The organism is Rhizobium sp. PL01, assembly GCF_033447125.1.
Lineage (GTDB): Bacteria > Pseudomonadota > Alphaproteobacteria > Rhizobiales > Rhizobiaceae > Pararhizobium.
The window spans coordinates 80,564-93,805 of record NZ_JAWQUM010000004.1 but is presented as its reverse complement, the minus strand read 5'-3'; the positions used below and the strand labels follow the sequence as shown (position 1 = coordinate 93,805).

Sequence of the window (13,242 nt, the reverse complement as noted above, 5' to 3'; positions counted from 1 at the left end):
GCTGAGGATTAGCCCATGCGCTCGGAGGCATAGCTTCCCGGGCTTGCCGGAAACACCACGGTGCGGTTGCCGTTGATGAAGGTGCGGTGGTGGATATGGGCATGCACGGCGCGCGCCAGAACCTGGCTTTCGACATCGCGGCCAATCGAGACATAGTCCTCGGCCGACTGCGCATGGGTGATACGGGCAATGTCCTGCTCGATGATCGGGCCTTCGTCGAGATCGGCGGTGACATAATGCGCCGTCGCACCGATCAGCTTAACCCCACGCTCATAGGCCTGCTTGTACGGGTTTGCACCCTTGAACGATGGCAGGAACGAGTGGTGGATGTTGATGATCTTGCCCGACATTTTCTGGCACATCTGGTCCGACAGGATCTGCATGTAACGGGCCAGCACGATCAGTTCGGTGCCGGTCTGTTCGACCACGTCCATGATCCGGGCTTCGGCTTGAGGCTTGTTGGCCTTGGTCACCGGGATATGGTGGAACGGGATGTCGTGATTGACGACCACCTTCTGGTATTCGAAATGGTTGGAAACGACGCCGACGATCTCGATCGGCAGCGCGCCGATCTTCCAGCGGTAGAGCAGATCGTTCAGGCAATGACCAAAGCGCGACACCATCAGAAGCACCTTCATGCGGTGCTCTGAATCGAGGATATCGGCGACCATGCCGAAGCGGGTCTTGACCGGCTCGAAACCGGCCGTCAGCTTGTCGAGCGAGGCCCCTTCCTGGCTGATGAACGTCAGCCGCATGAAGAACAGACCGGTCTCCATGTCGTCGAACTGCGAGCTGTCGGTGATGTAACAGCCCTCGTCCGCCAGATAACCGGTGATCGCCGCAACGATGCCACGGGTGGATTTGCACGATACGGTCAGAACGTAGCTCTTCATCGGTCTCAGTCTCTCGGTTTGGGTCTTGGCTGGCCCTCCCGGCCCAGCATCGTGGAACGGAAGCTAGCGCGGCGCTGGCCTGCCCGTCCATCCGTTTCGCGACATCGGATAGCAGGAACAGGCCATGCCGTCTCTTCTGATCTTGGAACTTGGCCTGACGCTTAGATATCGAGCGTCGTCTGCCGTTCCCAGTCGGTGAAATGCGAAGCGTAGGCATTCCACTCCTGATGCTTGAGTTTCAGGTAAGCACTGGAGAAACTCTTGCCGAGCGTCGCCTTAAGTTCCTCATCCTTGTCGTATTCCCTAAGCGCATCAAGCAGGTTCAAGGGCAGGAGCGGTGCGCCGGTAACGGTGTGGCCTTCCTTGTACATGTCGATGTCCCAGTGACGGCCCGGATCGGCGTTTTTCCGGATGCCGTTCAGGCCCGCCGCGATGATGATCGCCTGCAGCAGGTACGGATTGACCGCACCATCCGGCAAACGCAACTCGAACCGGCCGGGACCTGGAACGCGGACCATGTGTGTGCGGTTGTTGCCCGTCCACGTCACCGTATTCGGCGCCCATGTCGCGCCGGAAATGGTGCGCGGTGCGTTGATGCGCTTATAGGAATTGACCGTCGGATTGGTCACCGCGGCGAGTGCCGACGCGTGCTTCATGATACCGCCGAGGAAGGTCCTGCCCTGGGCCGAAAGACCGAATGGCATTTCCTTGTCGGCGAAGGCATTGGTCCTGCCTTCCAGATCCCACACGGAGATATGAGCATGGCAGCCGTTGCCGGTCAGGCCCTTGAAGGGCTTTGGCATGAAGGTGGCGCGAAGGCCGTGCTTCTCGGCAACCGTCTTCACCATGAACTTGAAGAACGAGTGCTTGTCGGCCGTCTGCAGCGCGTCGTCATATTCCCAGTTCATTTCGAACTGGCCGTTCGCATCCTCATGGTCGTTCTGGTAGGGTTTCCAACCGAGTTCGAGCATGTAATCGCAGATTTCGGCGATCACGTCATAGCGGCGCATGACAGCCTGCTGGTCGTAACAGGGCTTTTCGGCGGTATCGAACTCGTCGGAAATCTTGTCTCCATCCGGCGAAATCAGGAAGAATTCCGGCTCAACGCCGGTCTTGACGCGAAGGCCTTCCTTGGCCGCTTCTGCGATCAAACGTTTCAGCATGACGCGCGGCGCCTGATCGACCGGCTGGTCCTCCATGACGCAATCGGCAGCAACCCAGGCGACATCCTTTTTCCACGGAAGCTGGATGACGGAGGAGGCATCCGGAAGTGCGAACAGATCTGGATGGGCAGGCGTAAGGTCGAGCCATGTCGCAAACCCGGCAAAACCCGCACCGTTCTTCTGCATGTCGGCAATCGCTTCAGCCGGAACGAGCTTTGCCCGCTGGCCACCGAACAGGTCGGTGAAGCTGATCATGAAATATTTGACGCCTTTTTCCTTGGCGAAAGTCGCAAGATCGAGTGTCACTGTGTTCCCCTTTTGGATTATTCAGACACTTTTTCGTAAAAAGGCCGCTGCCTATCTTTTAAGATCGTGCAACGGCCGAAGGTATGTTTGGGTCAGAAGCCTCCCTTGCCTGGGATCCAGCTGGTGCCGGCGAGCGGCACCTGCGCCATGGCGGAAGCCTCCAGCGTCAGTGCGACAAGGTCTTCCGGTTCCAGATTGTGCAGATGATTCTTGCCGCAAGCCCGGGCGATGGTCTGGGCTTCAAGCGTCATCACCTTGAGATAGTTGGCAAGGCGGCGTCCGGCAGTGACGGGATCGAGACGCTTGGAAAGCTCCGGGTCCTGCGTGGTAATGCCGGCTGGATCCTTGCCTTCGTGCCAGTCGTCGTAAGCACCAGCCGTCGTGCCGAGGTTCTGGTATTCCTCTTCCCAGTGCGGATCGTTATCGCCGATGGCAACCAGCGCTGCCGTTCCGATGGCAACCGCGTCGGCACCGAGCGCCAAAGCCTTGGCAACATCTGCTCCCGAACGGATGCCACCCGAAACGATCAACTGAACCTTGCGGTGCATGCCGAGATCCTGCAACGCCTGAACGGCCGGACGGATGCAGGCGAGGATCGGCATGCCGACATTCTCGATGAAGACGTCCTGCGTTGCCGCCGTGCCGCCCTGCATGCCGTCGAGCACGACCACATCGGCTCCGGCCTTCACCGCAAGTGCGGTATCGTAATAGGGCCGCGCGCCACCAATCTTCACATAGATCGGTTTTTCCCAATCGGTGATTTCGCGCAGTTCCATGATCTTGATTTCCAGATCGTCCGGGCCGGTCCAGTCGGGGTGGCGGCAGGCCGAGCGCTGGTCGATGCCCTTGGGCAGGTTGCGCATATTGGCGACGCGATCAGAAATCTTCTGACCGAGCAGCATGCCGCCGCCGCCGGGCTTGGCACCCTGGCCGACGACGATCTCGATCGCATCGGCACGGCGCAGATCCTTCGGGTTCATGCCGTAGCGCGACGGCAGATACTGATAGACCAGCGTTTGGCTGTGGCCGCGTTCCTCGTCCGTCATGCCACCGTCACCGGTAGTGGTCGATGTTCCGGCAATCGTCGCACCACGTCCCAGCGCTTCCTTGGCATTGCCCGAAAGAGCGCCGAAGCTCATGCCCGCAATGGTGATCGGGGTCTTCAAAACGATCGGCTTCTTGGCATGGCGCGCACCAAGCACGACGGATGTGTCGCATTTCTCGCGATAGCCTTCGAGCGGGTAACGCGAAATCGAGGCGCCGAGGAACAGGAGATCGTCGAAATGCGGAACCTTGCGCTTGGCGCCAGCGCCGCGAATATCATAGATCCCGGTCGCCGCCGCACGGCGGATTTCTGCCAGTGTGTAATCGTCGAAAGTCGCTGACTTGCGCGGCGGGGTATAGGGGTTGTGATAGCTCATGTGCGGTTCCCTGCCTTAGTACGCATCAGCGTTATCGATGTTGAAATTGTAGAGGGTGCGGGCCGAGCCGTAGCGTTTGAACTCCTGCGGCTTGACGTCGGTAATGCCTGCCTTGTCCAGCAACTCGGCGAGCTTTTCGATATGCTCGGCGCGGAGTTCCTTCTGTATGCAATCGGCGCCGAGGCTCTTCACCTCACCGCGCACGAACAGCTTGGCCTCATAGAGCGAATCCCCAAGCGCATCGCCGGCATTGCCGAGCACCACCAGATGACCCGACTGGCCCATGAAGGCGGACATGTGGCCGATATTGCCCTGAACGACGATATCGATACCCTTCATAGAGATGCCGCAGCGCGAGGCGGCATTGCCCTTGATGACCAGCAGGCCACCACGGCCCGTCGCCCCGGCATACTGGCTGGCATCACCCTCGATGACAACCGTTCCCGACATCATGTTCTCGGCGACACCGGGTCCAGCCGAGCCATGCACGGTGACGGCGCCACCGTCGTTCATGCCGGCACAATAATAGCCGACGCTGCCGCGCACTTCGACGGTCACCGGCTGATCGATACCGACGGCGACCGCATGACTGCCGCGCGGATTGACGACCTCGAAATTGGTATCATTGGCACCGGGGGCAATGGTGTGAAGCGCGCTGTTCAGTTCGCGCAGCGGCATTGTGGCAAGATCGAATACGCGCATCGCTTCCAGACTTTCTCGTTTGACGCTGACATCCACGGTTAGGCCGCCTTCTCATGATCCCAGAAATAGACCGTCGCCGGCTCCGGCTCCCAGACACGCGCATTCTCGATGCCCGGCAGGTTGACGAGCGCGCGGTATTCAGAGCCGAAGGCGATGTACTGATCGGTTTCGGCCATCACGGCCGGCTTGCAGGCGATCGGATCGCGCACGACGCCGAAGCCCGACTTGGTGCCGACGACGAAGGTGAAGAACCCGTCGAGATCATCGAGCGCGCTGGTCAGCGCCTGCCCAAGATCCTTGCCCTTGGCCATCTCGGCCGTGAGATAGGCGGCGGCAACTTCGCTGTCGTTCTGGGTCTCGAAGGTCATGCCTTCGCGCACCAGTTCGCGGCGCAGGTTGTTGTGGTTGGAGAGCGAACCATTGTGCACCAGGCACTGATCGGCACCGGTCGAAAACGGATGTGCACCAAGCGTGGTGACGGCCGATTCCGTCGCCATGCGGGTGTGGCCTATGCCGTGTGTTCCGCCCATGGCACGAATGCCGAAACGGGAGACGACATCCTTCGGCAGCCCGACTTCCTTATAAATCTCGACGCTGTCGCCCGAGCCCATGACCCGGATGCCGCTCCGCTCCTGGGCGAGCAGATCGCGTACGGCGGTAGCCTTATTAGCATCAGTCTCGATGACCGCGTGCGTGCTTTTCAGCTCTACAGTCACGCTAGAGTCGACGGGCTTCAGCAGCACTTCAAGACTGGCAAAATCGTGCTTCGGGTCGGCCGATTGAACAGTCAGTTTCGCGCGGCCTTCCGAGGGCGCACCATAGATGGCGATGCCTGCGCTATCAGGGCCGCGGTCGGTCATGATAACAAGCATATCGGACAGCATGGCACCCAATTGCGGCTCCAGGCTCTTGTCCTTCAAAAACAATCCGACAATTCCGCACATGGGGACAATCCTTCGTTTCGTTGATGAAAAGATGGATATCAGCTGCCGTTTTGGATTTCAACTGTGAAGAAAGTTATTTTCTTATCAGGCAATATTTTTGAGTCGAGAAAACGGCCGATCGATGTTGTTTCGTTGCAAACAATTCGACCGAATGCTATATGACCAACTAAATGGTCAGGAGACAACAATGAATACTGTTAACCTCGCCGACGCCAAAACTCATCTCAGCGAACTTGTCAGTCAGGCAGAGGCCGGAGAAACCGTGCAAATTCTTCGCCGTGGGAAACCCGTCGCACAACTGACGGCCATCTCTTCACCGCGAAAATCCATTGATCTCGACTGGCTGAATTCCGTGACGGAAGGCGCACCATATCAGGAAGTCAGTGCCGGCGACTTTATCCGTGCGATGCGAGACAGTGATCGCTATTGAAAATAGGCAGGCTTGGTCACTGATGTTGTATATCGACACCTCTGTTTTTGTGGCAGCCTTGACGTCGGAGGACAATACTTCCCGAATGAGGCAATGGCTTGCTGCGCAGCAATCGGAGCAACTCGCAACAAGTGACTGGACGATCACCGAATTTTCGTCCGCCCTGTCAATCAAGATGCGAACAGGCCAAATTGGTCTCGATCAACGCAACCGATCGCTGGCCGCCTTTAACCAGCTTATTTCGGAAGCCTTTGTCATTTTTGACATTTCGGCATTTCATTTTCGTGCGGCGGCGAGGTTGGCCGATCGTTTTTCGCTGAATCTGCGGTCGGGAGACGCATTGCATTTGGCCGTAGCCATGGAGCATGGGGCGACCCTATGCACATTGGATCAGCGATTGGCAGCCGCAGGCCCGGATTTGGGCGCTGCAACCATCCTTCTCTGAAAGAAGTGAGCTTTAGATTCCGCCGCGCGTTTGCGGATACGAAATGATCGACAGATATCGGATCGGCAGCTTGACCAGCTCTTCCGGGCCATGGCGCGCATCGGCGTCGAAGAACAGGCTGTCGCCGGGCTGCATGGTGAAGAGCCGGTCGCTGTGGCGATAGACCACTTCGCCCTCCAGCATATAGAGAAACTCCATGCCTTCGTGCTGGAAAGCGGGGAACGTATCGGAATCCGCCGTCAGCGTAATCAGATAGGGCTCGACGACCACGCCAGCCGTGTTGTTGTCGATATGACCGAGCAAATTGTACTGGTGGCCGGCGCGGGTGCCCCGCCGCTCCAGTTCGACACCTTCGCCCGCCTTGACGAACACGGCGTTGCGCGGCTCCTCATAGCGGCGAAAGAACGCGGTGACCGGCACGCCTAATGCACGCGAGAGAGATTGCAGCGTGGTCAGAGACGGCGAGATATTGCCGTTCTCGATTTTCGATAGCATTCCGAGCGAAATCCCGGTGGCGGTGGCAAGATCGGTGACGGTGATGCCGAGCCTCTTGCGGAACGCCCGAACCTCATGTCCGATCGCGATTTCGAGATTGTTTTCCTTCGGTTCCCGCAGCGCATGCGGATCCTGCAGGAAGGCAGCTTTCAGCGCCGGCTTCTCGTCATCCGTCACGCGGCCGATATCGATGATTGGCTGCTTCTTCGCCATATGGCGCTACCCCCGATTGCAAGGTATTCAATCTATCCTGAGAGTGAAATTTTCTCAACCGGGAAGAATATCGGTCAGCGTGGCCCTGCACTGCCATTTTGTCGCTGCAAACGCGGCGCCTCTCCGAATGCGGCACGATAGCTGCGGGAGAAATGACCGGCGCTGGAAAAGCCGGTGGCAAAGGCGATTTCCGAAATGGAGAGCGGGCTTTGCTGCAGAAGGCGGCGGGCGTGATCGAGCCGGAGCTTGCGGTATTCCAGAAGAAAGGACGACCCCATCAGGCTCGCAAACAACCGGTCGAGATGACGCGGCGACAGGCCCGCCAACGCCGCCATGGTCTGGCGATCGAGCGGCGCCTCGATTGTCGCCTCCATCTTCTCAAGCACGGTAAGCAGGCCCGGATGGTTGACGCCGTAACGTTCGGCCAGCGATGCGCGCTGGGGAGCGCCGGAGCTTTCCACATGGGTATGGAGATACCAGTCGCTGACCCGGCGGGCGAAATCAGAGCCCATGCGCTCCGATATCAACGCGTGCATCATGTCGAGCGGCGCCACGCCACCGCCACACGTAATGCGATTGCCGTCGAGGACATAGCGCGCCTGACGCGGAAGAAGACCGGGAAAGGCCTCCATCAGCGCAGGAGCATGCTCCCAGTGTATGGTAAAGTCGCGATCCGCCAGCAATCCGGCCGCCGCCATCAGGTAAGGACCACCGGAAATGCCGCCGATGCGCACGCCGTCGCGGGCAAGCTGGCGCAGGCAGGTCAGAACGCCCGGAACATTCCAGTCGACCGGCGTACCGCCCGCGCAGACGAAGACCGTGTGGAACCCTGAGCCTCTGCCCGGAAGCGGCGTGGCGGGGACCGGAATGCCCGAAGACGTCATCCCGGCAGCCCCGTCGACAACATGCGCCGACAAGGCATAAATATCCCGGCCCGCGAGAAGATTGGCAGCGCGCAACGGCTCCACCGCCGAGGCATAGGACATCAACGCGAATCCCGGGATGAGGATAAAGCCGATCTTCTGGACGTTTTTCAGGTCATCTGACACCATGTCCCAATCATGACTTAAAACGTCTCTTTCCTGCAAGTGCAGAAATGCAATCCTGTCATGATCACAGCTGTTCACCGGGATCCCATTGCCATGCGCTATTCTGCCTTTTCCGTTTTTCTGAATGCCCTGCGCGGCAACAAGGACTGGAAGCCCGCATGGCGCAGCCCGGCTCCCAAAAACCACTACGACGTCATCATCATCGGCGGCGGCGGCCATGGCCTTGCCACGGCCTATTACCTTGCCAAGGAATTCGGCGTCACCAATGTGGCGGTGCTGGAAAAGAGTTACATTGGCTCCGGTAATGTCGGTCGCAACACAACGATCATCCGCTCCAACTACCTGCTGCAGGGCAACAACCCGTTCTACGAACTGTCGATGAAGCTCTGGGAAGGGCTGGAGCAGGATTTCAACTTCAACGCCATGGTCTCGCAGCGCGGCGTACTCAACCTCTTTCACTCCGACGCACAACGCGATGCCTATACGCGGCGCGGGAATGCCATGCGGCTGCACGGCGTCGATGCCGACCTGCTGGACCGCAACACGGTGCGCCAGATGCTGCCCTTCCTCGATTTCGACAATGCCCGCTTCCCGATCCAGGGCGCTTTGATGCAGAAGCGCGGCGGCACCGTGCGCCATGACGCCGTAGCCTGGGGCTTTGCCCGTGGTGCGGATATGCGCGGCGTCGATATCATCCAGAATTGTGAGGTCACCGGCATCCGCCGCGAAAGCGGCCGTGTCGTGGGCGTCGAAACCAGCCAGGGCTTCATCGGTTGCGGCAAGCTGGCGCTGGCAGCAGCGGGTAACTCCACCACAGTCGCCGATATGGTCGACATGAAACTGCCGATCGAAAGCCATGTGCTCCAGGCCTTTGTTTCCGAGGGCCTCAAACCCTTCATCGACAATGTCGTCACCTTTGGCGCTGGACATTTCTACGTCTCGCAGTCGGACAAGGGCGGCCTCGTCTTCGGCGGCGATATCGACGGCTACAATTCCTATGCCCAACGCGGCAATCTGGCGACCGTCGAACATGTTGCCGAGGCTGGCGTCGCGATGATCCCGGCTCTGTCGCGCGTCCGGGTGCTGCGCTCCTGGGGCGGGGTGATGGACATGAGTATGGATGGCTCGCCGATCATCGACCGCACCCATATCGACAATCTCTACCTGAACGCCGGCTGGTGTTACGGCGGCTTCAAGGCCACGCCCGCTTCCGGCTTCTGCTACGCTCATCTGATCGCCAAAAACGAACCGCATGAAACGGGTCGCGCCTTCCGGCTCGACCGCTTCGCACGCGGCCGGATGATCGATGAAAAGGGCGTCGGCTCGCAACCCAATCTGCATTGAGGACTTTACATGGCCAGCCTGATCGCCTGCCCCCATTGCGGGCCGCGCCCCAAGGAAGAATTCACCGTTCGCGGCGATGCCGGTATAACCCGCCCGGCACCAGATGCCGGGGAGGACGCCTGGTGCGCTTACGTCTACCTGCGCGACAACCCGCGCGGGCGCCATAAGGAACATTGGCACCACACATCCGGCTGCCGCCGCTGGCTGGTGGTCGAGCGCGATACGATGACCCACGCGATCTACGCTGTCACAGATGCCAGCGCTGAAGGAGAGACCGCATGAGTTCCTATCGTCTTTCCAAAGGCGGCCGCATCGACCGCGCCAGGCCGCTCGACTTCACCTTCGACGGCAAGCCAATGCAGGGTTTTGCCGGCGACACGCTGGCCTCCGCCCTTCTGGCCAACGGCCGTCAGCTTGTCGGCCGCAGCTTCAAGTATCACCGCCCGCGCGGCATCCTGACGGCGGGTGCAGCCGAACCCAATGCGCTGGTAACGATCGGCGAAGGCGGCCGCACCGAAGCCAATACCCGCGCCACGCTGGTCGAACTCTACAGTGGCCTCACAGCAAAAAGCCAGAACCGTTGGCCCTCGGTCGATTTCGACCTCGGCGCCGTCAACAGCCTGCTCTCGCCCTTTCTCAGCGCCGGCTTCTACTACAAGACCTTCATGTGGCCGGCGGCCTTCTGGGAAAAGGTCTATGAGCCGATCATCCGCAAGGCGGCGGGCCTTGGCCGCGCAACCTATGAGCCCGATCCCGATAGCTACGAAAAATGCTGGGCGCATTGCGACCTACTGGTGATTGGTGCTGGCCCCACCGGTCTTGCAGCAGCCCTGACCGCGGGCCGCGGCGGTGCGCGCGTCATTCTTGCCGACGAGGGTTTTGAACCGGGCGGTTCGCTTCTCTCCGAAACGGCAGCCATCGACGGCAAATCCGCAACGGATCTTCTGGCACAGACGCTGGCTGAGTTGGCAGATATGCCGAATGTCCAGATCCTCTCCCGGACGACTGTGTTTGGCTGGTACGACGGCAATGTCTTCGGCGCCGTCGAGAGCGTGCAGAAGAACACTGCGACGGTGAACCCGAACCGGCCCGTCGAGCGCATCTGGCGCATCGCAGCCAAACAGGCGATCCTCGCCTCGGGCGCCGAAGAGCGGCCGCTGGTTTTTGGCGGCAACGATATTCCTGGCGTGATGATGGCAGGGGCGATGCGCTCCTATCTCAACCGGCAGGCTATAGCCCCCGGAAAAAGTACGGTCATTTTCACCAACGATGCTTCAGGCTATGCGACTGCCGCCGATCTGGAAGCGGCCGGTCTTGACGTCACAGCCATTATCGACAGCCGCCCTGACGCGGCCCGCACATGGTCCGGCAAGGCGCGCATCCTCGCGGGTGCCGTCGTTGTCGATGCCAATGGCAGCAAGAGCATCAAGGGTGTGACTGTCCTTAACAACGGCCGCCCGGAAACCATCGCGGCGGATGCGCTCGGCATGTCCGGCGGCTGGAGCCCGATCATTCATCTCGCCTGCCATCGCGGCGCAAAACCGGTCTGGTCGGATGCCAAAGCCGCTTTCCTCGCTCCGGAAACCCAGGAGGGGCTGACCATTGCCGGTGCCGCCGCCGGGATTGGCAGCATCGAAGCCAGCCTTGCAGACGGCGCCGGAAAAGCCGCGTCGATCCTTACGGCGCTCGGTTACTCCAACGCAGCCGCTGCTTTTGCCCCGACGGCCGACACAGCAACCGTTTCCAAGCCGCTCTGGCGGATCCACGGATCGAAGGGCAAGGCTTTCGTCGATTATCAGAACGACGTGCACCTCAAGGATCTCGGCCTCGCAGTCAGCGAAGGTTATGGCCATGTCGAACTTGCCAAGCGCTACACCACCAACGGCATGGCGACCGATCAGGGCAAGCTGTCGAACATCAACGCCATCGGCATTCTGGCCGAAGCGCGAAAAGTCTCGCCTGCCGATGTTGGCACCACCACCTTCCGCCCGTTCTACACGCCGCTCTCCTTCGGTGCGCTGACTGGCGCCTCCAAAGGCAAACACTTCCAGCCGGTGCGCAAGTCGCCACTGCATGACTGGGCCAGGACGAACGGCGCCGTCTTCGTCGAAACCGGCCTCTGGTATCGCTCCTCCTGGTTCCCAAAACAGGGCGAAACCACCTGGCGTGAAAGCGTCGATCGCGAAGTGCTCAATGTTCGCAAGAATGCCGGTATCTGCGATGTCTCCACGCTCGGCAAGATCGAGATTTTTGGCAAGGATGCCGCCGAATTTCTCAACCGGATCTATTGCAACGCCTTCCTGAAGCTGCCGGTCGGCAAGGCGCGCTACGGCCTGATGCTGCGCGAAGACGGGATGATCTACGATGACGGCACGACGAGCCGCCTGGGCGAGACCCATTTCTTCATGACGACGACCACGGCCTATGCCGCAGGCGTCATGAACCATCTGGAATTCTGCGCGCAGGCGCTGTGGCCCGATCTCGACGTGCAGTTCTCCTCCTCGACCGATCAATGGGCACAGATTGCCGTTGCCGGGCCGAAATCCCGGATGATCCTGCAGACGCTGGTGGATGAAGATATGTCCGACGCGGCATTCCCGTTCCTCGGCGCCAAGGAAGTGTCGCTCTGCGGCGGCACGTTAACCGGCCGGCTGTTCCGCATCTCGTTTTCCGGTGAACTGGCCTACGAACTGGCGGTGCCAGCGGGTTATGGCGAAGCGATCGCCGATGCGATCATGGAAGCCGGAAAGCCGCATGGCATCTGCCCCTATGGCGTCGAGGCGCTCGGCGTCATGCGCATTGAGAAGGGCCATGTCACCCATTCCGAGATAAACGGCACGGTCATTCCGTCGGACCTCGGCTTTGCCAAGATGGTCTCAACAGCCAAGCCGGATTTCATCGGCAAGGCGATGCTGTCCCGGGAAGGTTTGGTTGCGGAGGACCGGCTTTCGCTGGTCGGCGTCAAACCTCTCGATCCGGCGACAACCTTCAAGACGGGGTCGCATATCCTTGCGGACGGCGCCGTTCCGTCACTCGACAACGACCAAGGCTACGTCTCCTCCAGCTGCTACTCCCCGAATCTCGGTTCGACCATCGGCCTGGCTCTCGTCAAGCATGGCCCGAAGCGCCATGGCGAACATGTTACCGTCTGGAACGACCTGAAAAACGAATACACCAAGGCCGTGCTCTGCAGCCCGGTCTTCTTCGATCCGGAAAACGGAAAGCTCCATGGTTGATTTTGCACTCCTCCACCGCCCTGCCCTCGCCAACGCCAAGTCCGTTTCGTTCGGAGCACCATCGGCCACCGGGCGGATCACGCTAACGGCCCTGCCGGAAGGTCACGTGCTGCATGTCCTCGCTGCACGCGGAAGTGGAGATCTGAAAGGTCTGATCCCGCAGATTGGCGATGGCGCGCCTCATGCCGTGCGGCCCTATGGCCCGGGACAATGGTTCGTCATCGGCGATGCCCCTCTCTCGGCAGTAGCGATTTTCGGCAAAACGCCGCTGCTGGATGGCAAGGCCTCCATTTCCGATCAAGGCCATGGCCGTGTCCGGATCGGCATCAGCGGTGCATCCGTCGAAGCGGTCCTCGCCAAGGGTACGGCGGTCGATCTCGCTCTGTCGAATTTCCCGGTTGGCCATTCGGCCATGACCTTGATCGGCCATATCTCGGCGCTGATTTCCCGCACTGGAACGGAAAGCTTCGAGCTGCTGGTGCTGCGCGGTTTTGCCGAAAGCCTCTGGGACGAACTCATCCAGATGAGCCTTGAATTCGGCGTCGATGCCCGCGCGGGCAAATGATCAACGAGGATGGTGGCGAGCCTCAATTAAACCTCA

At 60.1% G+C, this 13,242-nt stretch carries 13 protein-coding genes; 6 read left to right on the top strand and 7 right to left on the bottom strand.

Annotated elements, in window-relative coordinates; all coding sequences use genetic code 11:
- Window positions 1-8: 8 nt before the first annotated feature.
- From purU to R6X40_RS10860, 5 genes are all read right to left on the bottom strand, one after another.
- On the bottom strand, window positions 9-893 hold the full coding sequence (gene purU, locus R6X40_RS10880; RefSeq protein WP_318413420.1) for a formyltetrahydrofolate deformylase: 885 nt from the start codon (window positions 891-893) through the stop codon (window positions 9-11).
- Window positions 894-1,054: 161 nt separating this feature from the next.
- On the bottom strand, window positions 1,055-2,362 hold the full coding sequence (gene glnT, locus R6X40_RS10875; protein ID WP_318413418.1) for a type III glutamate--ammonia ligase: 1,308 nt from the start codon (window positions 2,360-2,362) through the stop codon (window positions 1,055-1,057).
- Between the two features lie 92 nt (window positions 2,363-2,454).
- Entirely contained in the window at window positions 2,455-3,783 is a 1,329-nt protein-coding gene (locus R6X40_RS10870; RefSeq protein WP_318413416.1) for an FMN-binding glutamate synthase family protein, read from the bottom strand.
- Between the two features lie 15 nt (window positions 3,784-3,798).
- The gene (locus R6X40_RS10865) at window positions 3,799-4,485 is read right to left on the bottom strand and encodes a GXGXG domain-containing protein (RefSeq protein ID WP_318413413.1); all 687 of its coding nucleotides are present in this window, start codon (window positions 4,483-4,485) and stop codon (window positions 3,799-3,801) included.
- A gap of 38 nt (window positions 4,486-4,523) precedes the next feature.
- Window positions 4,524-5,429: a glutamine amidotransferase family protein gene (locus R6X40_RS10860; protein ID WP_318413411.1), complete on the bottom strand. Its 906-nt coding sequence runs from the start codon at window positions 5,427-5,429 to the stop codon at window positions 4,524-4,526.
- 187 nt (window positions 5,430-5,616) lie between these two features.
- Here R6X40_RS10860 and R6X40_RS10855 point away from each other — a divergent pair, with 187 nt between their 5' ends.
- Window positions 5,617-5,859 (top strand): type II toxin-antitoxin system prevent-host-death family antitoxin, encoded by a 243-nt coding sequence (locus tag R6X40_RS10855; protein ID WP_318413408.1) that lies wholly within the window; start codon window positions 5,617-5,619, stop codon window positions 5,857-5,859.
- 22 nt (window positions 5,860-5,881) lie between these two features.
- Window positions 5,882-6,304, top strand: coding sequence for a type II toxin-antitoxin system VapC family toxin (locus R6X40_RS10850; protein WP_318413406.1), 423 nt, complete (start codon window positions 5,882-5,884; stop codon window positions 6,302-6,304).
- A 12-nt stretch (window positions 6,305-6,316) separates the two neighbouring features.
- Here the strand turns inward: R6X40_RS10850 and R6X40_RS10845 are convergent, their stop codons facing one another.
- Entirely contained in the window at window positions 6,317-7,012 is a 696-nt protein-coding gene (locus tag R6X40_RS10845) for a helix-turn-helix domain-containing protein (RefSeq protein WP_318413404.1), read from the bottom strand.
- A 74-nt stretch (window positions 7,013-7,086) separates the two neighbouring features.
- Window positions 7,087-8,064, bottom strand: a complete 978-nt coding sequence (locus R6X40_RS10840; RefSeq protein WP_318413401.1) for a GlxA family transcriptional regulator — start codon at window positions 8,062-8,064, stop codon at window positions 7,087-7,089.
- A 90-nt stretch (window positions 8,065-8,154) separates the two neighbouring features.
- Between R6X40_RS10840 and R6X40_RS10835 the strand changes: the two genes are divergently transcribed.
- The 4 genes from R6X40_RS10835 to R6X40_RS10820 are packed head-to-tail and all read left to right on the top strand — an operon-like array spanning window position 8,155 to window position 13,206.
- Window positions 8,155-9,405, top strand: a complete 1,251-nt coding sequence (locus R6X40_RS10835; RefSeq protein ID WP_318414197.1) for a sarcosine oxidase subunit beta family protein — start codon at window positions 8,155-8,157, stop codon at window positions 9,403-9,405.
- Between the two features lie 9 nt (window positions 9,406-9,414).
- Window positions 9,415-9,687 (top strand): sarcosine oxidase subunit delta family protein, encoded by a 273-nt coding sequence (locus tag R6X40_RS10830; protein WP_318413399.1) that lies wholly within the window; start codon window positions 9,415-9,417, stop codon window positions 9,685-9,687.
- On the top strand, window positions 9,684-12,641 hold the full coding sequence (locus R6X40_RS10825; protein ID WP_318413397.1) for a sarcosine oxidase subunit alpha: 2,958 nt from the start codon (window positions 9,684-9,686) through the stop codon (window positions 12,639-12,641). Before R6X40_RS10830 ends, R6X40_RS10825 begins: the two co-directional genes overlap by 4 nt.
- Window positions 12,634-13,206, top strand: a complete 573-nt coding sequence (locus R6X40_RS10820; RefSeq protein ID WP_318413395.1) for a sarcosine oxidase subunit gamma family protein — start codon at window positions 12,634-12,636, stop codon at window positions 13,204-13,206. The genes R6X40_RS10825 and R6X40_RS10820 overlap by 8 nt, the downstream gene beginning before the upstream one ends.
- The last annotated feature ends 36 nt before the right edge of the window (window positions 13,207-13,242 follow it).

Coding starts and splice junctions, on each gene's coding strand:
- purU (WP_318413420.1), bottom strand. CDS start 893: ATGAAGAGCTACGTTCTGACCGTATCGTGCAAATCCACCCGTGGCATC.
- R6X40_RS10870 (WP_318413416.1), bottom strand. CDS start 3,783: ATGAGCTATCACAACCCCTATACCCCGCCGCGCAAGTCAGCGACTTTC.
- R6X40_RS10865 (WP_318413413.1), bottom strand. CDS start 4,485: ATGCGCGTATTCGATCTTGCCACAATGCCGCTGCGCGAACTGAACAGC.
- R6X40_RS10860 (WP_318413411.1), bottom strand. CDS start 5,429: ATGTGCGGAATTGTCGGATTGTTTTTGAAGGACAAGAGCCTGGAGCCG.
- R6X40_RS10855 (WP_318413408.1), top strand. CDS start 5,617: ATGAATACTGTTAACCTCGCCGACGCCAAAACTCATCTCAGCGAACTT.
- R6X40_RS10850 (WP_318413406.1), top strand. CDS start 5,882: ATGTTGTATATCGACACCTCTGTTTTTGTGGCAGCCTTGACGTCGGAG.
- R6X40_RS10845 (WP_318413404.1), bottom strand. CDS start 7,012: ATGGCGAAGAAGCAGCCAATCATCGATATCGGCCGCGTGACGGATGAC.
- R6X40_RS10840 (WP_318413401.1), bottom strand. CDS start 8,064: ATGGTGTCAGATGACCTGAAAAACGTCCAGAAGATCGGCTTTATCCTC.
- R6X40_RS10835 (WP_318414197.1), top strand. CDS start 8,155: ATGCGCTATTCTGCCTTTTCCGTTTTTCTGAATGCCCTGCGCGGCAAC.
- R6X40_RS10830 (WP_318413399.1), top strand. CDS start 9,415: ATGGCCAGCCTGATCGCCTGCCCCCATTGCGGGCCGCGCCCCAAGGAA.
- R6X40_RS10825 (WP_318413397.1), top strand. CDS start 9,684: ATGAGTTCCTATCGTCTTTCCAAAGGCGGCCGCATCGACCGCGCCAGG.
- R6X40_RS10820 (WP_318413395.1), top strand. CDS start 12,634: ATGGTTGATTTTGCACTCCTCCACCGCCCTGCCCTCGCCAACGCCAAG.